The organism is Harryflintia acetispora (assembly GCA_004340125.1).
In the GTDB taxonomy this organism is placed as follows: domain Bacteria; phylum Bacillota; class Clostridia; order Oscillospirales; family Ruminococcaceae; genus Harryflintia; species Harryflintia acetispora.
This window is the reverse complement of record SLUK01000006.1, coordinates 73,527-98,021: the sequence shown is the minus strand read 5'-3', so window position 1 is coordinate 98,021 and position 24,495 is coordinate 73,527. Positions and strand designations below refer to the sequence as shown.

The window sequence follows — 24,495 nt, the reverse complement described above, 5'->3', positions numbered from 1 at the left end:
ATACTAACTACATGACAAAAGATATTGCGTGGCGAGGCAGATGCTAAAGTTTAAAATCCCATCCATTCCATCTACAACCAACAAGAGCATCCGTTTCCCGAACGACCTGATCGACGAGGTGGAAAAGGCCATTCAGGGAACCGACTGCACCTTCTCCGCCTTTGTGGTCGAGGCGGTGCGCGTCGCGCTGCAAAGCCTGAGCGAAGACAAATAAAAGGATTCCAAAGGAACCTCGTTCCTTTGGCCGGAGCCACGAGGGCAGAGCCCTCGTGCCGCCCTTCGCAAAGGGCGGAATTCCTTTCGTAAAAAGGCGGGGAAAGGTCGAGGAAAACCCCAAGATGGGTTTTCCTCGAGGGGGCGTGGGGGTGCGGTGCACCCCCACAAAGGCCGCCGCCTCGATGAGGGCCTCCGTCGGCCGAAATAAACGCTCAACTCGTTTTAGGGGAACCCCCTCTTGGGGTTTCCCCGGCCAAGCTTCCACTGGAAGCTCGGCCTCCCCTCCCCGCGCTCTTTTACGTCTTTTTGAGGGCTCCTCGCCCTCAAGCTCCCCGCCAAAGGGTCTTTGACCCTTTGGAAACCCGTTTCCTGGGCACTATGGAAAACCCTGGTGGAAAAGGGCCGTAGCTCTTTTCCACCAGGGTTTTTGTTTGGACATTGTGCACCCGACCCAATCCTAATACTTCAGGACGCGGGCTGTGCATGGCCGCCTCGCACGCTAGTCCTTTCGCGTATAGGCCGCAGCGCCCCGCTGCCGTTTCACGCCATATTCGTTACAGATGATCTCAATATCGTCGGCGAACTGCGCCAGGTAAAGCTCCGGGTCCCGGAAATAAGGGCCGAGGATTTCCAGCGAGCACCACCCGTCATAATGATAGCGCTCGAGCACCTTGAAGAGCGCCTTCATCGGGATGATCCCGTTCGCGTCGTGCACCGGCATATGGAAGTCGTCCTTGTCCGGGCAGTTGCACAGGTGGAGGTACTCCATCTTGTCGCCCAGGGTGTCGAAATATTCGGATACCGGTTCGCTCATTACCACCGGCACCGCGACGTCGACCATCGACTTGAGCGCCGGGGAACCGACCAGCTCGATCATCTCGCCGATCTGGTGGGCGGTGGTCACGGTGTTCCCTTCATAGGAGGAGAGCGATTCGAGGATGATGTCCACTCCCAGCTCCTCGGCCCGCTTGCACAGCCGGGCGATGCCTTCGCCAACCTGCGCCTTGGTCTTGTGGCGGTCCACCTTGTAGCCGGGATGGCCGGTGGTGATCTGCATTTTGTCGGTGCCGATGGCGGCCGCGGCCTCCACGCTGCGGATCAGGTAGGCCACCGTCTCCTCGTACTCCTTCTTCTCCTGCGAGGCGAGGTTGTAGGGATAGGCGAGGATTTCGGGGGTGAACATCGAAATCTCGAGACCGTACTTCTTCTTGTAGCCGTTGATCTCGGCCACCCGCCCGGCGTCCAGGTCGTAGGCATAGGCATGCGGGCGGGCGCCCCAAACCTCCACGCCGTCCAGGCCGTAGTGCTGCCCCATCTTGAAGCAGTATTCCAACGGATAACGGCAGAACTGGTAGGTCAAAAATGAAAATTTCATGGGCTTCTCCTCCTCTTGATTGTTTTGACACGATTGTACCATATTTTTCATTTTCTGAAAAGCCGCGCCGGCAGAAGAAAGTGGGAATACTAAAAGCAAAATCCCATGAGGAGGAAATAACATGTCCAAGGATATCAAGCAGAAGATTCTCGACGAGCTCGACAGCCGGATCAGCCGTCTCGAAGAGCATGAAAACGATGAAAAACCGGCGGACAACCAGTACAGCGAGCTCAACCATGCCCTCTCCCACGCGATCGGCAGGCCGCTGATGACCGAGCTGCGGGACGTTCGCGATTTTGTCGAGCGCCTGTAAGCGCCGCGGGCAAAAAACCATAGGTTTCAAGAGCTCATACCAAGAAAGCACAGGGGCAGCAGATTGTATCTGCTGCCCCTGTGCTTATGAAGGGCGCGGGAGCAATACCCGCTCCAATTTTTTGGAAATGGCGAAAGCGCCCTTTGCCCTCAGTTTTGGCAGTATAGGTCGCTGCAGCACAGCCAGCGCGGATGTGCGAACGACGGCCAGAAGGTGTTGCGGCAGACCTCGGGATAAAGGGTAGTCACACCGTTCGGATCGGTGCAGGGCTGATAATTGCGCTCGATCAGAATCTCCTCCGGGGTCGGCTCCACCACGATGGGCGTGCAGTCCACACACGGACAGGGGCAGCGGTTTTCGTCCATCGCCTGAATGTTCGCCGCGGTATCGCACGGACCGTTTTTCTCGCACAGGCAAGCGCCTCTGCAATTACTTTCCGAGCGAACGGTATCCTCGGCGACGCACTCACTGATACAGTTACATGCAGAACTGCATGCACGGTTGCATGCACAGTTACAGGCCATATTTTTAGCCTCCTTATGTTTTGTTGGTCACGCGAGATTTCTCTCAACCCATTATATGAGAGGGAGGCCGGTTTTGCTTATCCCCCTTGGCGCACACCGCCGAGGAGACGGTCCATCCGGGCGAGGATTTTTCGCCGCACCCCGTCCGGCAGGGCGCTTTTTCCCCTGCTCCCGGCAAAAACCACCGATCCGAGCTTCCGCATCCCCGCCGTGCCGAAAAATTCCTTCATCGCGCGCAGCGCGCCCCGGCTCTGCCCGCAGAGCCAACTAAACGGCGAAGGGGTGGTGCAGGCGGTGAGCAGCAGGTAGCGCTGCTCCTTTTTCAGCAGGGGCCTCGGGAAGGTGCTGGTGTCCTCCATCACCGACCCGGCCAGACGGTCGAACATCGTCTTGACAGGGCCCGGCACATTGGCAAAATAGACCGGCGCCGCCAACACGCACAGGTCGCACCGCAAAAGCTCCCGCCGCAGCGGCGGCAGCCGGTCCGGCAGCGGGCAGCACGCTCCGCCGCGGCAGGCCATGCAACCGGTACAGGGCAGCAGGGCGAGCTCGTAGAGATCGAAGCGCACGACCTCCCAACCGGCTTTTTCGGCCCTCTGTACGGCGACGTCCAACATGCGGGAAACCATCCCGCTCCTGCGCGGGCTGCCCAGCAGGGCGAGCATGCGTTTAGCCATTCCCCCGCCCCCCTCCCAGCGAACCCAGCAGCAGCGCGAAGCCCCGTTCCAGAAACTCCCGGCGGGAGAGCCCCAGCGAGAGGCGGATATACCGCTCCTTGGCCCCGGCCATCTTAATCATTCCGCACAGGCTCCCCCAAAAGAGGAGCACCGCCGCCGGCACGTCGAGCGGGGCGCTCACCTCCCCCTGCGCGGCCCCCTCTTCGAGCAGCCCGCCGACCAGGCGGGTGATCTCCTCCCCCGTCTCATAGATGTCGAGCAGCACCTGCGGCGCCGCGGGGGAACCGGGATCGAACTCCACCTCCCCCGCGGCGTAGTCGAAGGACCAAGGGTCCCGCTCGTAAAAATCGGCCAACGCGCGGCAGAGCGCGAGGGCCCGCTCGTGGAAGCCTCCCGGCTCCCTGGCCGCGAGGCGCAGCGTCTCGAGGAGGGCGCGCATGCTCCATCGGGCGATCGCCCGCCCGATCTCCTCCTTGCCGGAAAAATAGACATAGAGGGTGGCCTTGCTGTACCCGGCCTCGCGGGCGATGTCGTCCATCGTGACGGCGGCTTCCCCACTGCTCTCATAGAGCCGCCGCGCCGCCGCGATGATCTGGGAGCGGTGGAATTGCGCGAGGGCCTCCTTGCGTTCTGGCTTCATAATTCCATACCTCAAATATAAAAATTAAACTAAGAGTTTAGTTTATAATATACCCCTGCCCTCCCCCTGTCAAGCGGTCGTGGAATACCGGGCCCGCCGGCCGCATATAATTCACAAAATCTTCACGTTTCCCGATTGCCAAGCATGGGTATTTCCGGTAGAATAGAAGAAGAGAAATACCAGCGGTTATGGACAGAATATAAATTCCAGATAAAGGAGCGGTAGTTATGAAAAAGCTACTATCTGCCCTGCTCGCAAGCGCAATGGTGCTGGGCATGGCAAGCACGGCGTTCGCCGGGGAGATCAAAAAATCCACCCCCGCCCCCACTACAAAATCCGGCTCGATCAGCCAGTCCGCCAAACGGCAGCCGGACTACAATGTGGAGGTCGACGTAAATTCTGACAACGCGGAATATGAAGGAGGCCCCTTCCTCTATAAGTACGGACCCGAATGGGCGGGCGAGAGCGAGGACGCGGGCGGCACCAAGGCCGAGGTCGCAGTCACCGTGCCGGAGGGGCAGATCATCGACCGCATCTCGGTGCACGCGGCCACCAAGAACATCACCGCCACCGTCAAACGCAACCAGGGCGTGGCCATCGGCTACGACAGCGCCAAGAAGCGCTACCCCACCAGCAACAATAAGGAATGGCTCGCGCCGGTGATCACCCTAAAGGCAGGCAGCGGCGTGCGCGCCTACGAGCTGGAGGACTGGGAGGTCGAGGTGGACGCCACCATCGGCTACCAGGTCAAGGACAAGAACGGCTATCCCATTTCGGGGCGGGCCAACCGCACCCAGGAAATCACCTTCACCATCAAGAATTCCGACGCGGCGGCCTACTCGCGTATGCGCGACCTGGAGAGCGGCACCACCTACACCATCAACAAGCAAAACGGCTCCCTCTTCGAGATCCAGAACAACATCACCGAGAGCTCCCGGGTCAAGTGCCTGGATGGCGTCAACCTCTACTTCAAGGGGAAATACGGCTATCAGAAGGTCAATTTGCGGGTGAGCACCTCCGACATCGCGGCGGCGCAGAAATACCTGGGCGACAGCTATGCGGACTGCTACGAATTCCTCGGCTCCCCCAAGCTGAGCGCCAAGGTGAAATGCCGCATTTCGGCCGGCAAGGACCAGTACGTGTACGAATACAACAAGAGCACCGGCGCGATCAAGAAGCTGGCCACCACCTATGAGGGGGACGGCCTGAGCTTCCAGACCAACCGCCTGATGAGCTATATCGTCTCCGACAAGAACGTCAAGGACGGGAATGTGAAGAAAAAATAAGCTGAAACCTAAAGTCCGTGGAACGGGGCGTGCCCCGTTCCACGGACTGTTTTCAGCCGGATAATGAGAGAAATCAAAGGACCATGATGAGGTGTTGGAATGGAAAGCATACCGTTGAATGAGGATTTTATAAACCTGACGGCAGAAAACCTCGCCGACGAGCATCTGTGCTGCATCATCCGCGCCAGTAAGCCCCATCCGGGTATTGAGGCAAAGCGGCAATGGCTCAAGGACCGGATCCGTGAGGGCCATGTCTTTCGCAAGTTAAATGCAAAGGCCACGGTTTTTATCGAATATGCGCCTCTTGAAACGGCCTGGGTTCCCATCGTAGGCGGCAACTACTATTATGTGTATTGCTTATGGGTTTGCGGCGACTACAAAGGAAAAGGGTACGGGAAGCTGTTGATGGAGTATTGCCTCGACGACGCCAAGGAAAAGGGCAGGTCCGGCGTGTGCATGCTCGGGGCAAAAAAACAAAAGTCCTGGCTTTCCGACCAGGCCTTTGCGAAGAAATTCGGCTTTGAGACGGTCGATTCCACCCGGAACGGATATGACCTGCTGGCGCTTTCCTTTGACGGGACAGCGCCAAGGTTTGCGCCCAACGCCAAGAGCCTTGAAATCGAAAGCGGCGAGCTCACCATTTACTATGATTTGCAATGTCCCTATGTCCAACGAAGTGTTGAAATGGCACGGCAGTACTGCAAAGAGAACGGCGTCCCCGTATCCATCATCGAGGTGGACACGCTGCAAAAGGCCAAGGAACTGCCCTGCGTTTTCAATAACTGGGCAGTATTTTATAAGGGGAACTTTGAAACCGTGAATTTATTGGACGCCGCCTACTTAAAAAGGATCCTCAAAAAATAAGCCAGGACGGCGTCAGCAGCCGCCGTCCTGCTTTGCCTCCAGCTGCTCGCGGCGCCGCAGCTCGGGCCAGATGGTCAGCAGCATGGTGATATAGCAGGCGGCGCCCCCGATGAAGTTGGAGATCGGCTCGGCCAAAAAGACGCCGTTCACCCCGAGGCCCATCACTCTGGGCAGGACCAGGGTCAGCGGGATGACGATGACCGCCTTGCGCAGCAGGGAGAAGAAGATGGCCTGACGGCTTCTCCCGAGCGCGACCGCCACGCACTGTCCGGCCATCTGTAAGCTCATCATAAAAAAGCCGAAGAAGTAGATGTGCATACTCGGCACGCAGGCCTCGATCAGGGCCTGATCCTCGGTGAACAGCCGGATAAAGAGCCTCGGGAAGAGCAGCAGCACGCCCCAGGCGGCGGTGGTATAGCCCACGCACAGCAGGGACTCGAACTTGATCCCGGCGCGCACCCGGCGGTACTGTCGCGCGCCGAAGTTGAAGCCCAGCACCGGCTGCGCGGCGCTGGTCAGGCCGTTGACCGCGGTGGTGGCGATCTCCCGGATCGAATTGATGATGGTCATCACCCCGACGTAGAGATCCCCCCCGAAGGATTGCAGCGTCGCGTTGCAGACGATCTGCACCGCGCTGTTGGTCACCGACATGATGAACCCCGACGCGCCCAGAAAGCAGATTTCCCGCACCAGCGGGAGCTGCAGGCGCATGCTGGAAACCTTGAGGCGCAGCAGCGCGCGCTTTCCGCGCAGGAAGCAAACGGCCCAGAGCGCCGAGGCGGCCTGCGAAATCACGGTGGCGATGGCGGCGCCGCGCACCCCCAGCCCCAGCACGAAGATGAAGAGCGGGTCGAGCAGGATGTTGATCAGCGCCCCCAGCAGCACCGTCACCATCCCCTTGCGGGAAAAGCCCTGGGCGTTGATGAAGTTGTTCATCCCGAGGCTGAGCATGACGAAGACGCTGCCGCAAAGATAGACCGAAATGTAGTCGTTGGCGTAGGGGAAGGTCGCGTCGCTCGCCCCGAAAAGATAGAGCAGCGGCCGGCGGAACACGAGGATCAGCACGGTGAGCAGCACCCCGCAGGAGAGCAGCAGCGCGAAGGTGTTGCCCATGACGTCCTCGGCGCGCTGGTCCTCCTTCGCCCCGCGGGCGATGGAAAACAGCGGCGCGCCGCCGGTGCCGAAGAGGTTGGCGAACGCCATGACGATGGTGATGATCGGGAAGGTGAGCCCCACTCCGGTCAGGGCGTTGGCCGCCGCATGCGGGATATGCCCGATGTACATGCGGTCCACCACGCTGTAGAGGACGCTGACCAGCTGGGCGAAGATCATCGGCAGGGCCAGCGAGAGGATATTCCCCGACACCGACCCTTGGGAAAAGTCGTTGTTCTGCTCATGCAACATGCCTCGTCCACTCCCCTTCTCTGCAAAATCTCCTATTATCATAGACCAATTCTTTTTCGCTTTCAAGTACCGCCGCCCTACCGGATTTTTCAAATTTTTCTTGACAGGGCGGCGTTTTCGCATTACGCTAGATTCAGAACTGATACTTTTTTAACAACTGGAGGAATTCCAATGGGAATGAAACTCAATAAAGAGCTGCCCCTGCCCGCCAACTTAAAAAACGAGTATCCCCTCTCGCGGGAGATCATCTCGCTCAAGGAGCGGCGCGACCGGGAAATCCGGGATATCTTTACCGGCAAATCGGACAAGTTCGTGGTGGTGGTCGGCCCCTGCTCGGCGGACAACGAGGACTCGGTCTGCGAGTACCTCTCCCGGCTGAGCCGTGTCAATGAGAAGCTCAGCGAGCGCCTGATGATCATCCCCCGCGTCTACACCAACAAGCCCCGCACCACCGGCGAAGGGTACAAGGGGATGCTCCACCAGCCGCAGCCGGACAAGGCGCCCGACCTCTTGGCGGGGATCATCGCCATCCGCCGGCTGCATATCCGCGCCATCGAGGTCAGCGGGATGACCTGCGCGGACGAGATGCTCTACCCGGAAAACCGCAGCTACCTGGACGACCTGCTCTCCTACGAGGCGATCGGGGCGCGCTCGGTGGAGAACCAGCAGCACCGGCTGACCGCCAGCGGGATGGACATCCCGGTGGGGATGAAGAACCCGACCAGCGGCGATTTCGTGGTGATGCTCAACTCGGTCATCGCCGCGCAGAAGTCCCACAACTTTATCTACCGCGGCTGCGACGTCACCACCGGCGGCAACGACCTGGCGCATGTGATCCTGCGCGGCGGGGTGGACAAATACGGCACCTGCATCCCCAACTACCACTACGAGGACCTGGTGCGGCTGCTGGAGATGTATGAAAAACTCGATCTGCAAAACCGCGCGGTGATCGTGGACGCCAACCACTCCAACTCCAATAAAAAATATAAGGAACAGATCCGCATCGTCAGCGAGGTGCTGCACAGCCGGGGCTACAACCCCGAGCTGAAAAGGCTGATCAAGGGCGTGATGATCGAAAGCTATCTCGAGGAGGGCAACCAGCCCATCGGGGAGAGGCATGTCTACGGCAAGTCGATCACCGACCCCTGCCTCGGCTGGGACGACACCGAGCGACTGCTCTATAAGATCGCGGAGAACTGCTGAGACCGATTACAAAAAGGAGACCGCGGGAAGGGGGTACTCCCTTCCCGCGGTCTCCTTTTATCTTGCCTCCCCACTGGGGGAGGCGGTCGGTTCTCATAGAAGCAAACAGGATTTTGATTTTAAGAAACAGGAAACGATCAGCTTACTTGGAAAGTTTTTTCACAGCCAGCGCGCCCAGGGAGATCATCCCCGCCGCCACGGCAAGGCCCATCAGGTCGGGGGCGCCGGTGGTCGGGTTGTTCTTGTCCCCGGAAGGGGCGTTCGGCTTGGAGCTGCCACCGGAGGAGCCGTTCGAGGAGCCTGAGCCGGGTTTAATCAGGTTCTGGTCCTCGGACACGACGCCTTCCTGCAGCGGCATGTCGGCCAGGATAAACATGGCCAGCTGGTTGGTGCTGAAGGTGTAAGCGCCCGCATCCTCGTCGTACTCGGCGCCCGGCACCTTGGTCAGCTTGCCGCCCGCGTACTGGTAGAGGTAGCTCCCGGAATCGGCGCCCAGGGTCACCTCGACGCTGTTACTGAACTTCGGGGCGGACGGGAAGGTGTAATACGTGAGCTCATGCTTGGAGAACATATAGTCGATGGACTTGTTGCCCTCGTCGCTCAGGCGCAGGTTATAGGAGCCCTTGACGGTCTTGTCGAACTTCAGGTGCATGTCCCGCCCGACATAGATATCCACGTCCCTGGCGCCCTCGCCGAAGTCGTAGAACGCGCCCTTGGTGTTGACGTAGCGTCCGCCGTCCTCAACCTGCTGGATCTTGTCGTAGGAAACTGTGCCGGTGATCGAGAAATCCTTGGCGACGACGTCCTTGGTGTTGCGGTCGAGCACCTCGATCTCCACCTCGTACTCCTTTTCCTCCATCACGTCCTCTTTGATGGTCGGACGCAGCACGACGGATTTCTTGCCTTTGGAATACTCGGCGGCGACGTACTTGCCGCCCTCGCGCACCGCGACGTCCACGGTGTAATAATTGGCGTTCGCACCCAGGTCGAAGGAGAGGGAAACGCTGCCCTCGGTCCCCCTAAGATCCTGCTCGGCGGTCTTCGAGCCGCCGGCAAAGCCAACCACGGTGTCTTTGAGTTTATTGTCCTCGCCATTGACCGGCGCCGCAAAGGCGGTCGCTCCAATGCCGAGCATCATCGATGTCGCAAGCAGTGCAGCCATCAGTTTTTTCATTTCGGTTCCTCCTAAGGTTTTCATCATACAAAAGGATGCCATTCTCTTTGCTGTCCCATGTTGCGACTCCGGTCTCTCCGGAACAATTGCAATTATACGGGCAATGTCGATAAAAGTCAATACTATTTTGTAATCTAATTGTTACCAATTGTAATTTAAGTGAATAATTTTAAATTTTTTCGATGTAAATTGATCTTACGAATACGATTTTTGTAGCCGATCAAAATATTTGTCAAAAAAAATCAAGATAGTTGTCAAAAGATTTTCTCGAAAAGAAGGATGAAGGGCACGGCTTTCCGTGCCCTTTTTTGCACCCTATTTTTCTTCTTCGAGAGCAACCAAATACTCGGCCACCGGGACCTGATATTCCTCGGGAATTTCCTCGATGGTCTTGCGGGGCGGATCGGTGCGAATCAGCACCGCATACGCCTGAACAAGGTAATTTTTGATCTTAGCCATTATTTACACCCCCTCCCTCGATCTGTTTTTCCAAGGCGGACAGTCGCGCGTCAAATGCAAGGAGCTCCTCGCCGATTTCGGCGATCGCCTCCCATAGGTCACCCTGGACGTTGAGCTGCCGCTGCTCGGCCTCCTCGGCTATATCAGAAAGCGGCTTTTGCATAAAAAATTTAATCATTATTCAAATGCACCTCCGAATCCGTTGACCGAAATTTCCCCTTCAAATCCATCATTTTTGTCAATGGTAAATCGCACGTTGATCCCCCATTGCTCTGCCGTCTTGGTGGTGTTGATGAAATTAAAATGACGGTTGACCAATACCTGAGCGGTGATGTCCTCCCAGGTTGGGGCCTCGTCGAACGCGTTGTTGCACGCCTCTACTGTTGCGGTACCCCCGGCGATCGACCAGATCGGGGAGATTAAAATCTTTTTGGGCTGTGCGTCCGCCGCGATCGGGGCCGCCAGGGTGAAGAGGATGGAGGTCTCATTTTTAGAAAACTGGAAGAGCCGCACAGATTTTGCACCCTTGGCGTCCACCGCCTCGACCTTGAGGGTATGCTGGCCGTTGGGGAGTATCCGCCAATTTTCCATGGGGAGGGTTATGGTGTTGGTCTCCCCGTGGACCGCCTCAAAGGTGCGGATCGTGGCGTCATCGACCAGCTCGGTCACGGTGACCACATCGCCCTCGACGTCGGATATGATGTAGTCGCGGAAGAAGGGCTCCTCCACCGTCCCCAGGGTTTCGTCTTCTCCCGAGATCGTCGGGGCCGCATTGACGCGGGTAAAAGTATAGTTGCGATAGGCGACGCCGCCATTAGGGTCCTGTGCCTGGATGGTGACCGTATTTTGAGAATCGAGGTCCAGCGCATAGACTTGAGCGTCTGATAGCTCCAGGGTGATGTCCGTGTTTTTGGGTGCGTTGTTGATGGTTTGGAGGACTGTGCCGTTGAGCTTCTCGGTGACGGTCAAGGCGTCATTGTCCGCGTCCGCTACCCGGTAAGTTAGTACAAATCCCTTGTTTTTGCTGCCGAGGTTTTGGTCGCTGCCACTGATCGTGGGTGCGGCATTAACCCGCGTAAAGGTATAGGTGCGGGTGGCCGTGCCGCCCTTGCCGTCGCTGACCGTGATGGTGACGGTATGCGCCCCCAGCGTCACGCCGGTGATGGTGATCGGGATTGTGTAGGTCAGATTGCGGGTGGCGTTGTTGATGGTGCGGATTGTGGTGCTATCACGCTTTTCCGTGATGGTCAAGGCGTCGGATGTATTAACATCATTAACAGAATATGTAATGTTGAAATTGGCGTTTTTATTGCCGAGGTTTTGATTGCTGCCACTGATCGTCGGGGAGGTGTTGGTGGTCACAGACCCATCATCATTGACCCAAAGGGTAGACGGCAACAAAAAAGTGGGTACTACCCCGTAAGAAGCAGACGAACTTCCAACGTCACGTGATTCATAGTATCCAACATCTGTTATAGTAAATGTGTATCTATTGTGATCATTAGCATTGCTTCTGGTCCAGTATTCGGCGGCCTTGCCATTGTATCGCACAATCCGGTTTGCCTGTGTATTGTAATAAGGGATTTTGGTACCCTCTACGTTAAAGGCCAAAGTGCGATCATTATTAAGGCATAACTCGTAAGCAGAAAGTAAAAATACTTTTCTGGCGATTGTTTGCACATTGTAGTCTTCGCCATACATGTGGCCTCCAGGCGTGTACTGTATATTAACAGATGGGATGAGTGATCTTATATCAGATGGTATTAAATTAAGAAAAGTACTATTTAGCCAGTCGTCGATACCATTATCAGTATAATTGTTATATCCGCGCACACCCCAGCCCTGGTTATTGTAAATACTTTGCCTGCGTACTAACGTATATCCAGACCGCAAATAGTTTTGTGCTGGGACAACGTAATTTTGATATACCCCGTTTTCTTTAATCTTAACGATTGTTCCCGCTGACTTTTTCCCTAGCTGTACTGCTGCCATCTATCTCACCCCTTACGCATAGACCCGTTTCATGGTCTGATCGAAAATGCCTTTTTGTATATCCAGGCTGTCCAGCCCGTCGAAGGAAACCACAAAGACGTTGTTGGTCATGTTGTTGAGCGCCGCGTCCTTGAGGGTCTGCAAGTCGGTGCGCATGGAGGCCAGCTCCTGGCAATGGCCGATCACCTCGTTGGTGACATCCTCGACCCCGTGCTCGATGTTGTTTAGCCGCCGCTGATTGATCGGCGTCCCCTGCTGGATGATCGCGCCGGTGATGATGTCCACAAGGTGATCGATCCATTCGGTGCGCTCATATGGCTGCAAACTACAATTGCTCAAGCTGCTCGACCTCCTTCTCCACATACTTATAATAGAAAGCAAAGTACAAGGCTTTTTCCTCCGGCTTCTCGAATACTTCCTCGCTGCGGGCCAGGATGTTGCCGCCCTCATCGAGCAGCTCGACGTTGCCGATCTGGCCGGTGGCCAAGTCGTCGAAGCAGACAAAGATCACGGCGGTGTCGCCGGACACATCCTTGCGAAAGATCGGGGCCGTCTTCTGTACCCCGTCCTGGGTGTAGTTGGCCGAGACCACGCAATCGGCAAAAAGCCGGGCGTGCTTATTTAGTCCCGTTACGGTCAAAGTTTTCATCGTTCTACTCCTTCCTGCTGGGCTCCGCTAAAGCTGCGGATGTCCTGCGTGTCTATGTATGCCCTGCCGATCGCCAGGTCCTCCCGGGTGTAGGTCTCCCCGCTGGCTCGGACGGTGGCCGCCTGGGGCTGCTCCACGAGCCCCGAGGTATATAGTCCGTTGAGCTCGACGCCACAGGCATAGAGCCGTCCCACCGCCGCATAATCCGGCCAGACGCCGCAATTGATCGTATTGCAAAGCGGGTAGTAGGACATCCCGGTGCGCACAAAAGTGCGAATTTCCAGCTGGTTTCCATCCAGCGATCCATATGCCGGTTTGGAGCTGGCCTGCTTGACCTTGCGCACCTCGGCGTCGATCAGTGACAGGTCCTTGACCCCCTCGCCCGAGCCGCGCAGGAGGACGATAAACTCGGCCCAGCGGTCACGGTCAAACCGGCGCATGGGGATGATCTGGGAATACTCATAGCCCAGCGCCGCCAGCGCCAGCAGTATTCCCGGGATCGTCCCGGCCTTCTCGGCAATGACCGCCTTCATGGAAAGCCGGGTCCGGTAGCCCTTTTCCGTCTCCCCGTTGAGCCGCTGCATGTCCCGGTCCTTGCCGTGCTCGGGGAGGAGCCCCTCGCTGGCGCTGATGACATTTAGCTCCTCGCGGGCCCGCAGCAGGTCTTGCTTGCCGTCGTCAAACAGCTTGCCGATGACCGCAAAAAAGACATTAAACTGGTTTGCCAGCTTGCGCCCCTTTCGCAACGGAGTGAAGAGGAGGGAATACATATAATCGGCAAATTTGTCAAAAGCCATGCTATCCCACCTTTTGCACGGTCACGGTGATCTCGCCGGGGATGATCACCTTGTCACTATCCAGGGACAGGTCCGTGGCCGGGGTGGTCACCTTGACGTTTCTGATCTCATCCAGCCGCCCTTTGAGGGTATAGATGATGTCGGCATGGGTCAGCTCGTTTAAAGCCCGGCCCCGCCTGATCTGCATAAGCTCGGTGATCACCGAGGCCGCCTTACCCTCGAGGCCCTCGGCGTAGAGGGAGATGGGGACCGTGACGGTGACCGCGACATCCTGCTGCACCGTAACCGAGCTCTTGACCAGGATGTCGTCATAGGGCCCGGCAATCGAGGCGGCAGCCTCGCGTACATCCTCGAGCAGCCCCTCGGTGGCCTCCCCTGCCGTACCGGTGACCACAATGTCGATCGTCCCCTGGCCGCGCGGGTGCAGGTCGTGGACCGTCACAAACAGGACGCCGGGAACCCCCTCGCACACATTTTGATACTTGGCCGCGATCGCCTGGGTGGAGAGCTCGGACCAGGCGCGCAGCGTTCGCTCGCGCAGTCCCTCGTCTTCCTCCACGTCCGCGCCCTCCCGGATGATCCATCCGTCCGGGTTGGTGACCTCATCGATCCCCTCGATGTGTGTCAGGCTGCGGGATATTTGCCCGGTGGGCACGTTGTAGCGCGCCCCCTCTTTTTCCGCCTCGACGACCACGTTGACCGCCAGGGCGTCCTTTTGCAGGGTGGTGGTCTCCAGCACAAAGTAGCGCAGCTCGTCGCCGTTGATGTCCTTGATCGTCTTAACTATCTGGCCCTTGCCGATCTTAACAGCCTCCCCGGGCTGTTTCCGGCTGACCGTGACATAGCCCTGGGTCTTGACCGCCGCCTTGCGGCGCTTGGAATAGTCCGCCGATTTAAGCTCCAGCCATGCGCCGTTGGCATGGGATACAAAACCCCCGCCTACGATGGTGCGGGCGAGCTGTGCCAGCTCGATCCTCATTTTGCAGGCGATCATCAGGAGATGATAAAAGACGCCGCCCGAATTAAAATTTGTGATGGCAAAGCCCTGCTCCTGGAGCTCGGCCACCCTTTGATCCCGCAGCTCCTCGAGCTCGGGGACCGGGAGAATTTCGTCTAAAATCTTGCTGTCAATCAAGCGTTACCACCTCCACGTTGACACGGTCCAAACCGACCGTGATTGATTGCTTTGTGCCCTGGACCTCGAAGGTCACGTCCAGAATCAGCAGATCGTTGTCAAGCCTAATCTGGATGTCGATCGACCCCGGCGTGATCTCCTCTCTGCGCCCGAGCTTTTCGCGGACCCGCTCGGTGATCTCCAGGCGGGTCAGCTCGTCGTCCTCGCTCTTCAAGAATTCGAGCAGACCCCAGCCCCAATCGGGGTCATAAAACAGCTCGCCCGGCTGGGTGATCGCCTCGAGGCGGATGTCCTGGACAAAGCAGTCCAGATCTGAGCAGAGCGGTGCGTCCCCGTTGGCCGCCTGGGTAAGCTGCCAGGTCTCGGACAGCTTAACGTCGGTGTCATGCAGCCCTGCCATCTTAACCTCCATTCCCTGTCGGGCGTGCCGCCCGGCAGACCTTGATAAAAAAGCGGCGCTTTCGCGAAGCGAAATTCGGTTCCCGATGAACCGAAAGCCGGTTTTTAACATGCGTGAAAGATACTTTCACGCTATCATCTCCCCGACAATACAGGGGCGCAGCTCGCCATAGAGGAGTACCACCGCAGCCGTGCCGCCGACACCGATCTGCACCTTGGAGCGCACCCCCGGAATTTCGGGAAACTCCTCATCGATCTCTCCGTCCCGGGTCAGCATTTTAAGGCTGTACTCGTACCAAGGACCGTCGATCTTGGCCTCAAAGACCTTGCCCTCGGTCTTGTTGGTGACGGTCAGATCGTCGTAGCTGTAGCTTCCCAGCCTGGCGGCTGCGGTCACCCGAGCCGTCTTAATGCAGGACGTCAGCAGGTGCGGAAAATCCTCCTGCAAAGTCTTTTTAATCTTGGACGCGATCATCTCCTCGACCATTGGGATACCTCCTAAAAGTAAACGTGTGTGCGGATAAAGCCTCGTTCGTTGGTCTCAAAATAAACCTTTTTAACCTCATATTGCCCGTTCACCTGGGGATGGATCACGTTGATCTTTTGGGAGTGCTTGATCTGCGGGAGCGAGACGGTCACCAGCTCCCACACCCCCAGCGGGCGATCGAGGGATATAATGTTTTTGGCGTACTCGAATGTATAGATCAGGTCCTGATCCGGACGCTCCCCCCAATAGAAAATATCGTCCTGGAAGAAAAACCGTTTGTTGATCCGCCAGAGGCTGTGCACCTCTTTGATCATGGCGATCACGTTTTTGCGGTAGATCGCCACCGTCTTTTTTTGCGGTAAAAGATCGCCGGACAGCTTGTAGCCGGTGACCCCGGCCTGTGCCAGGCCATAGGCTATGATCTCCTGGGGGGTGGCGTCCAAAAAAGTATTTGTGATGTAGGTGTCCTCGAGCCGGGTCATACGATCCTTGAGGACGATCTCGTTGACGTAGCCGCCCCCGTCATAGGGCCGGGAGACAAACCCGGAAAACACCGGCCATAGCTGGCCGCCATAGCCGAGATATATCCCGCCTTGGGCTTTCTCCGGTACGCTGATCTTTGGTTTAAACTCCGGCGTAAATCGGATTTTGGCCCAGGCAAAATAGGCGTCCTGGCTGGCAAAGCCTTCGATCTCCACGCCCTTGCTAAAAGTGTATGGCCCGGCCACCGCCCGAATCTCGGGGTAAAACAGTTCCCATGATTCCATTTATGATCTTTCCTTTCCCGGAAATTGGTGGCGTGGCGGTCACACGACCGCCATTCGGCTATGCCGAATAGCCACCAATTCCATGAGTTTGAAAGATTTATCTTTCAAACTTCCTCCTCAATATGGCATGTCTTTCAGGGTTTCCAAAAACTTGGCGGCGCTGGCCGTGTCGTTGGCCGGTGATCCCTGGGGCAGCTCGGGGGCCGCGCCCCGGGCCGCCATGTACTCCTCATAGGTCATGGGATCGCCGTTAAAGTTGTAAAGCTTCCCGCCCTCGGCGGGCTGGGGACCCAGGGAATAGAAATCAAACAGCTCCTCCTGCTCTGCCGGAAGCGGTCCGGCGTCGGTGATCGTGCCGGTGGCCTTTTGTGCTGTGATGGTGATCGCCGTGTACTCCAAAAATTCCAGGGTGGCGACGATCTGCTCCTTTTTGGTCTCGGCCTTGTGGCGCAGGGCTTTAAAGATAACCTTTTTTAATCCCCGCGCCGCCGTGTGCTCGTTGACGATCTCATAGACCTCGGGCTTTTCCTGGCCGGGGGCCCGGAATCGGTTTTGAATGATCTCCAGCTTTTCCATCGCCGTCTTGTCCGGGCCGTCGATCAGGATCAGCTCAAGGGTGATCTTGCCGTCCTCGTAGCCGGTGGCCTGCTTGGGCTTTTTGGTCTGGCCCTCGACCTCCTGCTCGTCGATGATCGCCTCGCCGCTGATCTCCAGGCTTTTGATCAGGCCGGGGAGGACAACCCCTCCAACCTTGATCGACTTGTCATCTACAAATATCATGCGGGCTGTCCCTCCCCTCCTGAGACATCCAGGTTGTTGCTGTTGGCGTAGTCCTCGATCTCCCGCAGGAGCTTTAAGAGCATAGGCAGCTCCTTGATCTTGGAGAAGTCCACCATCAGCTTTAAGGTCTGGATGACGACGCCCTTGTCCTCGACGTCTTTTTCGGTGGTCTTGGTGACGGTCTCCCGGACCAGGTCCTTGATGACCTCCACCCGCTGCTGCGGGGCCCGGGTATCGCGGATGTCCACGCCCTCGGCCTGATCCTCCCCAAAACCAAATAGGGAGGCCAGCTTTGCCATGGGCCCGGTCGCCGCCTTGGCGGGCAGGTCCGCCGCCGAGGTGATCCCCCCGGCATAGGTGGACATGGTCCGCTGACCGGACAGGGTCAAGGTGGACAGCGGACCCTCTCGTGCGTCCGAAAACGGAAGGAGCTGCCGCACCCTATTGAGTCCCCGCTTAATAACCGCATAGGGCTTGGCAATCGCGCTTTTGATCCCGGATACAAAGGTATCGATGATCTTGCGGCCCGCTTCCCGGAACCATTCCGGGACCCCGGCCAGGAAATCCTTGATCGATTGGATGCCGGACACAAATTTATCCCGGATACCCGAGAGCCGTCCGCCGGTCATACTATCAAGCCGGTTAAAGAGGTCCTCCTGGATGGAGTGGACCCCCTCCATGGCCGCCGCCATGGCTCCCTTGATTCCTCCGCCGTGCTCCTCATATACCTGCTGCATTTCGGACAGCTTGGTGGCCGCGTACTGCTTGGCTCCCTCCATGGCGGTGGAGACCGATTCTTTGAGGCTCCCCATTTTTTCGGTAAATTTGTTTTTGACCTCGGTCAGCTTGCCGCCCGTCAGCTTATCCAAAAATGTATAGCCCATCGTATAGTAGGACTTGACGCCCTCCAGCGCGGCATAAGCCGCGCCCTTGATCCCGCCGCCGTGCTCGTCGTAAGCTTTTTTGATGTTGCCGAGCTTCTCGGCGACCGTGTCTTTGACCGCCGTCAACGCCGATCCGATCCCCTTGCCGATCGACCGGAAGACATCCAAAACCTTCTGGACGCCCTCCCGGAACCAGTCAAATTTTTTATAACAAAAGATAAAGGCTGCCGCCAGAGCGATGATCCCAATCACTACCCAGGTGATTGGATTGGCAAGCAGGGCCGACGTGAAGGACCAGACCGAAGCGATCAGTCCAGGCAGGGCGGTGGCCGCCGCATGGATCGCGGTCTTGGCAAAACCAGCGACTCCCCGCCCCACGCTCTTGACCGCCGAGACCGCTGTTGACCCAGCGCCCTTGATCAGGGTAAATCCCTTTTTGATCCCGTCCCCCGCGTACATCGCCATAATCTGGACATTTTCGAGCATGCCGGGAATTTTCTGGAGCTTGTTGACAAAGCCCACGGCAAAGCTCGCAGTTCTCGTGAAGATTAATCCTACTCCGCCAAAAACCATGAGAAAAGTCCCGGCCACAGCCATGACGCCGCCTAAACCAAGGACAACGAGCATAATGACCTTGACCAGCTCCTGGTGCTCCTCGGCCCATGCGCCAAAGCTCTGCGCCGCCTCACTGATCTTGCCGATGACCTGATTGACAGTGGGCAACACGCTGCCACCCAGCGTCTCCTTGATGTTTTGTAGCTGCTGCTGGAATATCTGGTATTGATCCGGCTCCATGCTGTTGATCGCCTGGGCCATCCCGGTGGCCGTGCCGATCCCACCGCCCATTGCGTCATACAAGGATAGGATATTGCTTTGCAGGTCCCCGGTCTTGCTGTACATCAAATCGATCAAGGCCACGGCCTCAGTGTCGCCAAAGGCTTTTTGCAGCTCCATTTTTTCGGCGGCGTCCATCGTCTCGCCGAATTTTCCGCGCAGCAGCGTCAGGATTTCCGGCATGGACAGCAATTGATTGTTGGTGTCCAAAAAGCTCAGGCCCAGCTCCTTGCCGCCCTTGGCGGCGGAGCGAAGAAAGGCTTTGTACTTGGTGCCCGCCTCGCTGCCGCCCATGGTGGCTTGCAGCATACCCAAGACAGACAGCTGCTCCTCGAGGGGCACCTGCGCGGTGGTGGCCGAGCCGCCGAGCGTCTGGATCGCCTGGGCCATCCCCGAACCCGTCGTTTTAAACTGCTGGACCGACTTGGCGATCCCGGCAGAAAACATTTCCCCGAATTGCATGTCGGAGAGATCACTGTAAAAGTCCTTGTAAATGCCGTAGCCGGTGGCAAACAAGTTGGTCATCTCAGCGATCGAGGACTTGGTTGCCTTGGCCGTAATGCCCGACAGCTCGGTGTAGCCCGCCACCCCGGCGTCAGTCAGGGAGGCGATACCGCTTTTAATATCATAGGCAGCGGCAATAAACTCAGCCTTGGTGGTCCCGGCCCAGGTGCTGGAAAAGTTTTTAGCAGCCTGCTCGACCACGCCCAGGTCTTTGACCCCCAGCGAGGACAGCTCGCCGATCGCGCGCCGGGTTGCAAAGGTTGCCTCCACCGGAGCCAAAACCGCACCGGCGATCTGTGACCCCGCCGTAGCCATTGCCGCACCGGCCTTGGTCATGTTACCAAAAAAGTTAGTGGTACGGTTGATTTTTGACATCTGTGCCCCGACGCTCGTTCCGATTTTTGCGACCGGACCGGTCAGGTTGTCAACCATGTTCATGATCAGTGACAGCTTAAAAACAGATTCAAGACCCACTTTAAAACCTCCTTTCTTTGTGATATACTGGAATTGCGAGGAGGTGCTGATATGTTTGTTGGTATAATGTTTGTTTTAAAAGTTTTGATGTTTACTTTTTGCCTCGGCGTCTCGCTTTGCATTATCGTATATGTACCGTTGATGATCTATGTCGTCCCCTATGGGATATGGTTAGGTGGGTCAAAGGCCAAACGCCAATACCCACATCTTGCAAACTGTAAATCGTTTTGGCTGACCGTAAGGCGCGCCACCAAACTGTATAAGTCCTGGATCACCCACAAGGACCCGACCTTTTAGGCCGGTCCTTTTTTTATGTCTCCCCGTCTGAAAATGCCCGGGCGATCCCCTGCGCGACGATCTGCTCCTCGATCTCCTCGAGGCAGCGTGCCCTGGAAAGCAAACGGATAAAGTCGTCCAGCTCCAGCTCCATCGGATCGCCGACCCGCTCCAGGAGCGGGAGAGGCACAAAGCGGTAAATCTCGAGCAGCCCGGCCTCGACAAAGTTGCTTTGTACCTCCCCGATCGCCTCTCCTAGAGCATCTTTAAATTTGTCGAAGTCGTGAGCCCGAGCATAGCCAGCAGCTTTTGGCCGACGTCAAGCGTCAGGGCGGGGTACTCCTCCAGGTCACGCTCGAGTTTTTCCCGGCTCTCGGCGAGCACATTGTCAAAGACAAAGTCCCGCAGCGCCTTGGTCATACTCTTGGACATCATTTTGACGTACCGGTCATAGCTGGCCGTGTTGGGCCGTTTAAAGTAGTAGGTCATCTCGAGCTGGGTCTCGTCGTCCGGCTCGATGATCGCCTCCACCCGATACACCTTGCCGTACTTTGCCCTGAGCTCCTCTTCGAGGCTCTCAAACTCGAATCTCTGCGACTCGGTCTCGGGGATATATGCGCTCTCAAACACTACGCTTTCCATAAATAATCCTCCTTAGTTATTGTCAAATATCCTGACGATCAGCGTCCGGAAATGGGCTTGACGCCGTCCCGATCGATCCCGTGGATGATCAGCAGGTCCAGCTCGACGGCCAGGCTTTTGTCCCCCTGGCTGGCCTTATTGCTGGTCTTGGTGATGGTCACACTGTTCAGCACGTCGGTCCGGGTGCGGTCCCCATCGTTGGCATAGGAAACCGTCATTTTGGGAAAGATCAGGTCATAAATCCCCTTGCCGCTGCGCTTGCAGTAGTCCAGCACCTCGTCAAAGTCGTCGCGCAGCATGGTCAGCTTGCCCTCCGACTTGTAGTTGCCGGTGCCGTACCCACGGGGACGACGCCCGAATCCGTACACGGATTCTTTTTCCAGCTCGTCGTCGTAGCTGACCTCGGTGGCCTGGAGATTGAGGCCGGGGATTCTGACGTCCACGTCGCCCCAATCGTAGCTTTTGCCGTTGACTTTTAACATTCGTATCCCTCCCTTTACGCTGTGGTCGAGAGATTGGCCCGGCCAAGGTCGATCTCAATCTCGTGGATGTAGCCTCTGGAGATATACCGGATGATCACCCGCATCTTTCCCGTCATGATGATGTCCTGCCCCTCGGGAACAACGATCTCAAAATCGGAAATCTCCTGGTTTCTGACCATCTCGTCCAGCGGGGCCTCGAGATAACGAGCCCGGCGCTCAAGCTCTCCCTGGGTGTCGGTGACGTCGATGTCGTCCTTCAACAGCGGCAGCGCCGCCTTGCGCACCTCCCGGATGATCTTGTGCAGCACCCGGGTGTCCTCAGCGTACCGGTAGTCCGACCCGTCCGGGCACATCATCCGGGCATTGGTGACAAAGTAGTCGTCCAGCCCGTCATATTCCCGGAAAGTCAGAAAGTCCGCCGCGTCCAGCAGCTCGACATACTCCTCGATCCCACGCGGGCGCAGCTCAGCCATCTTGGCCTTTTTGATCCCCATGCCCGCGGTATCGCGGGTGCGCCCGATCGACTGCTGCACGTTGGTCTTGGCGTACAGCCCGCAGACGATTCCGGCGCAGTTTTGCTCCCGGGTGGTCCCGTCCAGCTTGGTGTACAGGGCGCGGGCCGCCACCACCTGGATCGCCCGGTTTTTGACCTGCTTGCGGGCCGCCTCCAGACGCAGCGCGTAATCCTCGACCTTCTCCCCCTCATTGGGGACAAACGCCTCCAGTACAAACATCAGGGGCTTGTGGTAGTCCGCCTCCAGCTCCACCTGTGCGGCGGACACCGCCGCCCACATCTCTGCCGAAGATTCTCCGATGATGTGCACAAACTCATAGAGCTCGGAAAAAGTCTTGAGCTTGTCGATCGCGGCCAGCGCGTCGGCGCTGGACATCTGCGGCGCGGTAGTTGCAAAAGAGAAACTGTCGTCCAGCAGGAAGGACGGCGCGGCGTCCGAGCTGTCTGCAGCTTCGGTGAAGGTGACGGTCAGTCCCGTCCCGGCGATCTCGTACTTGCCCGCGACCGGCACGGTGATGTCATCGCTAAACGAGTAGCCTCCGTCGATCGAGTAGACAAAAAGGGCGGTGTTGAGGTTGCCCTTTCCGGTGATCTTGATGATCACGCCATAGGCGTTGTTGGGGCTCCCCTCGACCGTCAGGGTCCCTCCATCCGCACGGGAGGCTTTGATCTCGCCGACTGTCCCGGCCACCGAGGCGGCCATTGGCAGACAGTAAATCCGGTTGGCGCCGTTCTCCACTGCATCCATCACCGAATCGGCCAGGGGGCTCAGCCCCAGGCGCTCCCGAATTTTGGACACGCCCATATTGCCGGTGATGATGACCGGGCCGTCCGAGACCACCGGCGACGCGCCAACGTCCACAAAGATGCCGGTCCCCTTTTCCGTCGCAAAGCCGAGCAGGCCGTCGCTGACTTTGGTTACTACATCTCTTAACATTTTTGTTTCCCTCCGATCGGGGCGCTGCCGAATCTCTTGACCGCCGCCTCATACTCCGCCTGGGTGACCATTTTGCCCGGTCCCCAGCTCTCGGCGGCGCAGGCGCCATAGTGCAGCGCGACGCTCGTGCCGGTGATCCCGCGCAGCTCCTCGATGGTCCGCTGTATATTTTTCGGCTCGGGCTGTGATACCGCCGCCTGAGCCGCTGTCCCTGTTTTTGCCATCTGTTACTCCTTTCCCGGCACCGACCGCTCGACCTGGATGTCCAAGCCGAGCTTGTCAGCGTCGTATAGCTTGGTGTCGCGGTAGACCCCGCCCACAAATTTAATCGTTACCTGTACTGCGATCTTGGCTTTGAGGATGCTGTCGTCCTGATCGACCCAATCGGCCTCCTCGACCTCGAGATAAACATAATTGCCGTCAATATATAAGCCGCGATCGAGGAGGGAAATGAAACGCTCGACGATCTCTTCGGCCTTTTCCTGCTCGTACTCGCCGATCACTACGTCGAAGGTAAGCTCCCGGTCGAAGACCTTGCGCCGTCTTTGCTGATCGCCACTCTCTGTCTGGTATCTGCGTTTCTGGCCGCTTCTGGCGTAGGTCTCACTCTCAAACAGGACCGCCCCGATATGGCTATCCTGACTTGTTCTTAATCTTTTTTGACTGGTGACAACTGGCGGTCTGACCCCTGCCTCCGTCAGCTTGTCGATCAGATATTGCCGACACTGTAAAAACATCCTTAATCCTCCCTCAGGGCGTCCTCCACGGTGCCCTTGATCTCCTGCATGTCTTCCTCACTCAGGCCCAAAAACGGGCGAGCGGGAATCTTTACCGCGATCTTGACCTGCTGCTTGCGCATCCAGCGCCCCTTATACCGAAAGACCAGTCCCTTGGACGTCTTGGCCCGGATGGTGATCCTGCGGCCTTTCTCGCCCTGTTGATGTGTGGCGGCGTAAATCAGGTTGGTCCCGACCGCAAAGCCCGAGGCGTCCGACTTGGACTTGATCGAGTTGCGCAGCCGGCCCTTGTCACTTAACGTGACGCCGCCCTCCCGCTGGGCCCGGATCGACGGCTTCCACCGCTTGCCCTGGGGGTCCGTCTGCTTTTTAAACCGCTCGACGGTGGAGGTACGCACCGCCTCGGCCATGGCGGCACTGACCGCCTTTTTGTCCAAATACGCAAACTGGTTGATCCGGCGCAGCAGGCCCTTGACGTCGCCCTCCAGGCGGATACTGCTCCCCAATTTAATCAACTCCTTTTCGGATGTTTTGTGCTGGTTTCGCTCTGCGAAATTGTCGCGGCAGCGGCAAAAGCACGAAACTCCAAGTTTGAAAGCCTGCTTTCAAACTACATCCCTCGCAAACTGTCGCGGGTAAATAGCCGCTGGTTCGAGCGGACCGCAAATCCCGTATTTGCGGCCTTGGTCGTGTCCACCGTCCCCAGGCTGACCTTGCCCTCGGCGACGAGGGTCAAAAACTTAACTGCCGCGTTATATCGGTTCAGATAGTTTTTCTGTTCGCTCCCCTCGTCGATCCCAAGCCGGGAAAACAAGTTATACACCGCGATATCCTTGGCAAATTTGTTGATGACCTTGGGGGCGGGGTCCAGGGGGACGGGATACCGTTTGGCCAGGTATCCGTCGATCTCCCCGTCCGCGTCTGCGATCGCCTCCTCGATGATCGGGGTGACGAGCTCCTCGCGCTCGATCGGGTCGTCTATGTAGGTGTCCCCGATCAGGGCGTTTAAGGCGTCGTCCTTGATCATCTCCCGGACCTCGTCCTTGGTGCAGTATGCCATAATTAAATCC

30 protein-coding genes and 1 pseudogene are annotated in these 24,495 nt (G+C 57.6%); 5 read left to right on the top strand and 26 right to left on the bottom strand.

Annotated elements, in window-relative coordinates:
* Positions 1 to 40 precede the first annotated feature (40 nt).
* Positions 41 to 214: a YlcI/YnfO family protein gene (locus tag EDD78_RS13970; RefSeq protein WP_165873161.1), complete on the top strand. Its 174-nt coding sequence runs from the start codon at positions 41 to 43 to the stop codon at positions 212 to 214.
* Positions 215 to 715: 501 nt separating this feature from the next.
* On the opposite strand, the gene EDD78_RS08135 is transcribed toward EDD78_RS13970, so the two are convergent.
* The gene (locus tag EDD78_RS08135) at positions 716 to 1,591 is read right to left on the bottom strand and encodes a TIM barrel protein (protein WP_165873160.1); all 876 of its coding nucleotides are present in this window, start codon (positions 1,589 to 1,591) and stop codon (positions 716 to 718) included.
* A 121-nt stretch (positions 1,592 to 1,712) separates the two neighbouring features.
* Here EDD78_RS08135 and EDD78_RS08130 point away from each other — a divergent pair, with 121 nt between their 5' ends.
* Positions 1,713 to 1,904 carry a hypothetical protein gene (locus EDD78_RS08130; protein WP_079698777.1) on the top strand — a complete coding sequence of 64 codons (192 nt, stop codon included), beginning with the start codon at positions 1,713 to 1,715 and terminating at the stop codon, positions 1,902 to 1,904.
* A gap of 149 nt (positions 1,905 to 2,053) precedes the next feature.
* On the opposite strand, the gene EDD78_RS13965 is transcribed toward EDD78_RS08130, so the two are convergent.
* From EDD78_RS13965 to EDD78_RS08115, 3 genes are all read right to left on the bottom strand, one after another.
* Positions 2,054 to 2,428 (bottom strand): hypothetical protein, encoded by a 375-nt coding sequence (locus EDD78_RS13965; RefSeq protein WP_143533549.1) that lies wholly within the window; start codon positions 2,426 to 2,428, stop codon positions 2,054 to 2,056.
* Between the two features lie 77 nt (positions 2,429 to 2,505).
* Positions 2,506 to 3,105 carry a flavodoxin family protein gene (locus tag EDD78_RS08120; RefSeq protein WP_132084607.1) on the bottom strand — a complete coding sequence of 200 codons (600 nt, stop codon included), beginning with the start codon at positions 3,103 to 3,105 and terminating at the stop codon, positions 2,506 to 2,508.
* Positions 3,098 to 3,745: a TetR/AcrR family transcriptional regulator gene (locus EDD78_RS08115; protein ID WP_132084606.1), complete on the bottom strand. Its 648-nt coding sequence runs from the start codon at positions 3,743 to 3,745 to the stop codon at positions 3,098 to 3,100. The genes EDD78_RS08120 and EDD78_RS08115 overlap by 8 nt, the downstream gene beginning before the upstream one ends.
* Before the next feature lie 227 nt (positions 3,746 to 3,972).
* Here EDD78_RS08115 and EDD78_RS08110 point away from each other — a divergent pair, with 227 nt between their 5' ends.
* Positions 3,973 to 5,031 (top strand): hypothetical protein, encoded by a 1,059-nt coding sequence (locus EDD78_RS08110; protein ID WP_079698773.1) that lies wholly within the window; start codon positions 3,973 to 3,975, stop codon positions 5,029 to 5,031.
* Between the two features lie 114 nt (positions 5,032 to 5,145).
* Positions 5,146 to 5,895: a GNAT family N-acetyltransferase gene (locus EDD78_RS08105; protein ID WP_132084664.1), complete on the top strand. Its 750-nt coding sequence runs from the start codon at positions 5,146 to 5,148 to the stop codon at positions 5,893 to 5,895.
* A 12-nt stretch (positions 5,896 to 5,907) separates the two neighbouring features.
* On the opposite strand, the gene EDD78_RS08100 is transcribed toward EDD78_RS08105, so the two are convergent.
* Positions 5,908 to 7,299, bottom strand: coding sequence for an MATE family efflux transporter (locus EDD78_RS08100; protein ID WP_117507829.1), 1,392 nt, complete (start codon positions 7,297 to 7,299; stop codon positions 5,908 to 5,910).
* A 171-nt stretch (positions 7,300 to 7,470) separates the two neighbouring features.
* Here EDD78_RS08100 and EDD78_RS08095 point away from each other — a divergent pair, with 171 nt between their 5' ends.
* A complete protein-coding gene (locus tag EDD78_RS08095) occupies positions 7,471 to 8,502 on the top strand; it encodes a 3-deoxy-7-phosphoheptulonate synthase (RefSeq protein ID WP_079698770.1) in 1,032 nt (343 codons plus the stop codon).
* Between the two features lie 142 nt (positions 8,503 to 8,644).
* On the opposite strand, the gene EDD78_RS08090 is transcribed toward EDD78_RS08095, so the two are convergent.
* The 21 genes and pseudogenes from EDD78_RS08090 to EDD78_RS07995 form a co-directional block, all read right to left on the bottom strand.
* Entirely contained in the window at positions 8,645 to 9,676 is a 1,032-nt protein-coding gene (locus EDD78_RS08090) for a hypothetical protein (protein ID WP_079698769.1), read from the bottom strand.
* Between the two features lie 315 nt (positions 9,677 to 9,991).
* Complete coding sequence (locus EDD78_RS13960; protein WP_165873159.1) at positions 9,992 to 10,135, bottom strand: CD1375 family protein; 144 nt, start codon at positions 10,133 to 10,135, stop codon at positions 9,992 to 9,994.
* On the bottom strand, positions 10,128 to 10,313 hold the full coding sequence (locus EDD78_RS08085) for a transcription factor (protein ID WP_132084605.1): 186 nt from the start codon (positions 10,311 to 10,313) through the stop codon (positions 10,128 to 10,130). The genes EDD78_RS13960 and EDD78_RS08085 overlap by 8 nt, the downstream gene beginning before the upstream one ends.
* Positions 10,313 to 11,533: a hypothetical protein gene (locus tag EDD78_RS08080; protein WP_207668663.1), complete on the bottom strand. Its 1,221-nt coding sequence runs from the start codon at positions 11,531 to 11,533 to the stop codon at positions 10,313 to 10,315. The genes EDD78_RS08085 and EDD78_RS08080 overlap by 1 nt, the downstream gene beginning before the upstream one ends.
* 3 nt (positions 11,534 to 11,536) lie before the next feature.
* Positions 11,537 to 12,127: pseudogene (locus EDD78_RS14260) on the bottom strand (DUF6273 domain-containing protein); the annotation flags it as partial.
* A gap of 12 nt (positions 12,128 to 12,139) precedes the next feature.
* A complete protein-coding gene (locus tag EDD78_RS08075; RefSeq protein WP_132084603.1) occupies positions 12,140 to 12,466 on the bottom strand; it encodes an inorganic polyphosphate kinase in 327 nt (108 codons plus the stop codon).
* Positions 12,453 to 12,776 carry a hypothetical protein gene (locus EDD78_RS08070; RefSeq protein WP_132084602.1) on the bottom strand — a complete coding sequence of 108 codons (324 nt, stop codon included), beginning with the start codon at positions 12,774 to 12,776 and terminating at the stop codon, positions 12,453 to 12,455. Before EDD78_RS08070 ends, EDD78_RS08075 begins: the two co-directional genes overlap by 14 nt.
* Positions 12,773 to 13,573, bottom strand: coding sequence for a serine/arginine repetitive matrix protein 2 (locus tag EDD78_RS08065; RefSeq protein WP_207668662.1), 801 nt, complete (start codon positions 13,571 to 13,573; stop codon positions 12,773 to 12,775). The genes EDD78_RS08070 and EDD78_RS08065 overlap by 4 nt, the downstream gene beginning before the upstream one ends.
* A gap of 1 nt (position 13,574) precedes the next feature.
* The gene (locus tag EDD78_RS08060) at positions 13,575 to 14,708 is read right to left on the bottom strand and encodes a baseplate J/gp47 family protein (RefSeq protein ID WP_132084601.1); all 1,134 of its coding nucleotides are present in this window, start codon (positions 14,706 to 14,708) and stop codon (positions 13,575 to 13,577) included.
* Positions 14,701 to 15,108: a DUF2634 domain-containing protein gene (locus EDD78_RS08055; RefSeq protein WP_132084600.1), complete on the bottom strand. Its 408-nt coding sequence runs from the start codon at positions 15,106 to 15,108 to the stop codon at positions 14,701 to 14,703. The genes EDD78_RS08060 and EDD78_RS08055 overlap by 8 nt, the downstream gene beginning before the upstream one ends.
* Positions 15,109 to 15,234: 126 nt before the next feature.
* The gene (locus tag EDD78_RS08050) at positions 15,235 to 15,594 is read right to left on the bottom strand and encodes a hypothetical protein (protein ID WP_132084599.1); all 360 of its coding nucleotides are present in this window, start codon (positions 15,592 to 15,594) and stop codon (positions 15,235 to 15,237) included.
* A gap of 11 nt (positions 15,595 to 15,605) precedes the next feature.
* Positions 15,606 to 16,361, bottom strand: a complete 756-nt coding sequence (locus tag EDD78_RS08045; protein ID WP_132084598.1) for a serine/arginine repetitive matrix protein 2 — start codon at positions 16,359 to 16,361, stop codon at positions 15,606 to 15,608.
* 117 nt (positions 16,362 to 16,478) lie between these two features.
* Complete coding sequence (locus EDD78_RS08040) at positions 16,479 to 17,141, bottom strand: transcriptional regulator (RefSeq protein ID WP_132084597.1); 663 nt, start codon at positions 17,139 to 17,141, stop codon at positions 16,479 to 16,481.
* Entirely contained in the window at positions 17,138 to 19,837 is a 2,700-nt protein-coding gene (locus EDD78_RS08035) for a phage tail tape measure protein (RefSeq protein WP_132084596.1), read from the bottom strand. Before EDD78_RS08035 ends, EDD78_RS08040 begins: the two co-directional genes overlap by 4 nt.
* A gap of 531 nt (positions 19,838 to 20,368) precedes the next feature.
* Positions 20,369 to 20,755, bottom strand: coding sequence for a DUF6848 family protein (locus EDD78_RS08025; RefSeq protein WP_286170802.1), 387 nt, complete (start codon positions 20,753 to 20,755; stop codon positions 20,369 to 20,371).
* A gap of 38 nt (positions 20,756 to 20,793) precedes the next feature.
* Positions 20,794 to 21,237, bottom strand: coding sequence for a hypothetical protein (locus EDD78_RS08020; protein ID WP_132084594.1), 444 nt, complete (start codon positions 21,235 to 21,237; stop codon positions 20,794 to 20,796).
* 14 nt (positions 21,238 to 21,251) lie between these two features.
* Positions 21,252 to 22,688 (bottom strand): DUF2586 domain-containing protein, encoded by a 1,437-nt coding sequence (locus EDD78_RS08015; protein WP_132084593.1) that lies wholly within the window; start codon positions 22,686 to 22,688, stop codon positions 21,252 to 21,254.
* Positions 22,682 to 22,912, bottom strand: a complete 231-nt coding sequence (locus tag EDD78_RS08010) for a hypothetical protein (RefSeq protein ID WP_132084592.1) — start codon at positions 22,910 to 22,912, stop codon at positions 22,682 to 22,684. The genes EDD78_RS08015 and EDD78_RS08010 overlap by 7 nt, the downstream gene beginning before the upstream one ends.
* Positions 22,913 to 22,915: 3 nt before the next feature.
* Positions 22,916 to 23,425, bottom strand: a complete 510-nt coding sequence (locus tag EDD78_RS08005; RefSeq protein WP_132084591.1) for an SON protein — start codon at positions 23,423 to 23,425, stop codon at positions 22,916 to 22,918.
* A gap of 2 nt (positions 23,426 to 23,427) precedes the next feature.
* Entirely contained in the window at positions 23,428 to 23,931 is a 504-nt protein-coding gene (locus tag EDD78_RS08000) for a phage virion morphogenesis protein (RefSeq protein ID WP_132084590.1), read from the bottom strand.
* A 104-nt stretch (positions 23,932 to 24,035) separates the two neighbouring features.
* Positions 24,036 to 24,485 (bottom strand): gp436 family protein, encoded by a 450-nt coding sequence (locus tag EDD78_RS07995; RefSeq protein WP_132084589.1) that lies wholly within the window; start codon positions 24,483 to 24,485, stop codon positions 24,036 to 24,038.
* Between the last annotated feature and the right edge of the window lie 10 nt (positions 24,486 to 24,495).

What these genes read in the sequence shown, in the direction of transcription:
- EDD78_RS08115 (WP_132084606.1), bottom strand. Translation starts at nt 3,745, where the DNA reads ATGAAGCCAGAACGCAAGGAGGCCCTCGCGCAATTCCACCGCTCCCAG.
- EDD78_RS13965 (WP_143533549.1), bottom strand. Translation starts at nt 2,428, where the DNA reads ATGGCCTGTAACTGTGCATGCAACCGTGCATGCAGTTCTGCATGTAAC.
- EDD78_RS08085 (WP_132084605.1), bottom strand. Translation starts at nt 10,313, where the DNA reads ATGATTAAATTTTTTATGCAAAAGCCGCTTTCTGATATAGCCGAGGAG.
- EDD78_RS08025 (WP_286170802.1), bottom strand. Translation starts at nt 20,755, where the DNA reads ATGGAAAGCGTAGTGTTTGAGAGCGCATATATCCCCGAGACCGAGTCG.
- EDD78_RS08055 (WP_132084600.1), bottom strand. Translation starts at nt 15,108, where the DNA reads ATGGCAGGGCTGCATGACACCGACGTTAAGCTGTCCGAGACCTGGCAG.
- EDD78_RS08070 (WP_132084602.1), bottom strand. Translation starts at nt 12,776, where the DNA reads ATGAAAACTTTGACCGTAACGGGACTAAATAAGCACGCCCGGCTTTTT.
- EDD78_RS13960 (WP_165873159.1), bottom strand. Translation starts at nt 10,135, where the DNA reads ATGGCTAAGATCAAAAATTACCTTGTTCAGGCGTATGCGGTGCTGATT.
- EDD78_RS08110 (WP_079698773.1), top strand. Translation starts at nt 3,973, where the DNA reads ATGAAAAAGCTACTATCTGCCCTGCTCGCAAGCGCAATGGTGCTGGGC.
- EDD78_RS08095 (WP_079698770.1), top strand. Translation starts at nt 7,471, where the DNA reads ATGGGAATGAAACTCAATAAAGAGCTGCCCCTGCCCGCCAACTTAAAA.
- EDD78_RS08010 (WP_132084592.1), bottom strand. Translation starts at nt 22,912, where the DNA reads ATGGCAAAAACAGGGACAGCGGCTCAGGCGGCGGTATCACAGCCCGAG.
- EDD78_RS08135 (WP_165873160.1), bottom strand. Translation starts at nt 1,591, where the DNA reads ATGAAATTTTCATTTTTGACCTACCAGTTCTGCCGTTATCCGTTGGAA.
- EDD78_RS08120 (WP_132084607.1), bottom strand. Translation starts at nt 3,105, where the DNA reads ATGGCTAAACGCATGCTCGCCCTGCTGGGCAGCCCGCGCAGGAGCGGG.
- EDD78_RS08045 (WP_132084598.1), bottom strand. Translation starts at nt 16,361, where the DNA reads ATGGAATCATGGGAACTGTTTTACCCCGAGATTCGGGCGGTGGCCGGG.
- EDD78_RS08065 (WP_207668662.1), bottom strand. Translation starts at nt 13,573, where the DNA reads ATGGCTTTTGACAAATTTGCCGATTATATGTATTCCCTCCTCTTCACT.
- EDD78_RS08090 (WP_079698769.1), bottom strand. Translation starts at nt 9,676, where the DNA reads ATGAAAAAACTGATGGCTGCACTGCTTGCGACATCGATGATGCTCGGC.
- EDD78_RS08130 (WP_079698777.1), top strand. Translation starts at nt 1,713, where the DNA reads ATGTCCAAGGATATCAAGCAGAAGATTCTCGACGAGCTCGACAGCCGG.
- EDD78_RS08015 (WP_132084593.1), bottom strand. Translation starts at nt 22,688, where the DNA reads ATGTTAAGAGATGTAGTAACCAAAGTCAGCGACGGCCTGCTCGGCTTT.
- EDD78_RS13970 (WP_165873161.1), top strand. Translation starts at nt 41, where the DNA reads ATGCTAAAGTTTAAAATCCCATCCATTCCATCTACAACCAACAAGAGC.
- EDD78_RS08050 (WP_132084599.1), bottom strand. Translation starts at nt 15,594, where the DNA reads ATGGTCGAGGAGATGATCGCGTCCAAGATTAAAAAGACTTTGCAGGAG.
- EDD78_RS08100 (WP_117507829.1), bottom strand. Translation starts at nt 7,299, where the DNA reads ATGTTGCATGAGCAGAACAACGACTTTTCCCAAGGGTCGGTGTCGGGG.
- EDD78_RS08020 (WP_132084594.1), bottom strand. Translation starts at nt 21,237, where the DNA reads ATGTTAAAAGTCAACGGCAAAAGCTACGATTGGGGCGACGTGGACGTC.
- EDD78_RS08005 (WP_132084591.1), bottom strand. Translation starts at nt 23,425, where the DNA reads ATGTTTTTACAGTGTCGGCAATATCTGATCGACAAGCTGACGGAGGCA.
- EDD78_RS07995 (WP_132084589.1), bottom strand. Translation starts at nt 24,485, where the DNA reads ATGGCATACTGCACCAAGGACGAGGTCCGGGAGATGATCAAGGACGAC.
- EDD78_RS08040 (WP_132084597.1), bottom strand. Translation starts at nt 17,141, where the DNA reads ATGATATTTGTAGATGACAAGTCGATCAAGGTTGGAGGGGTTGTCCTC.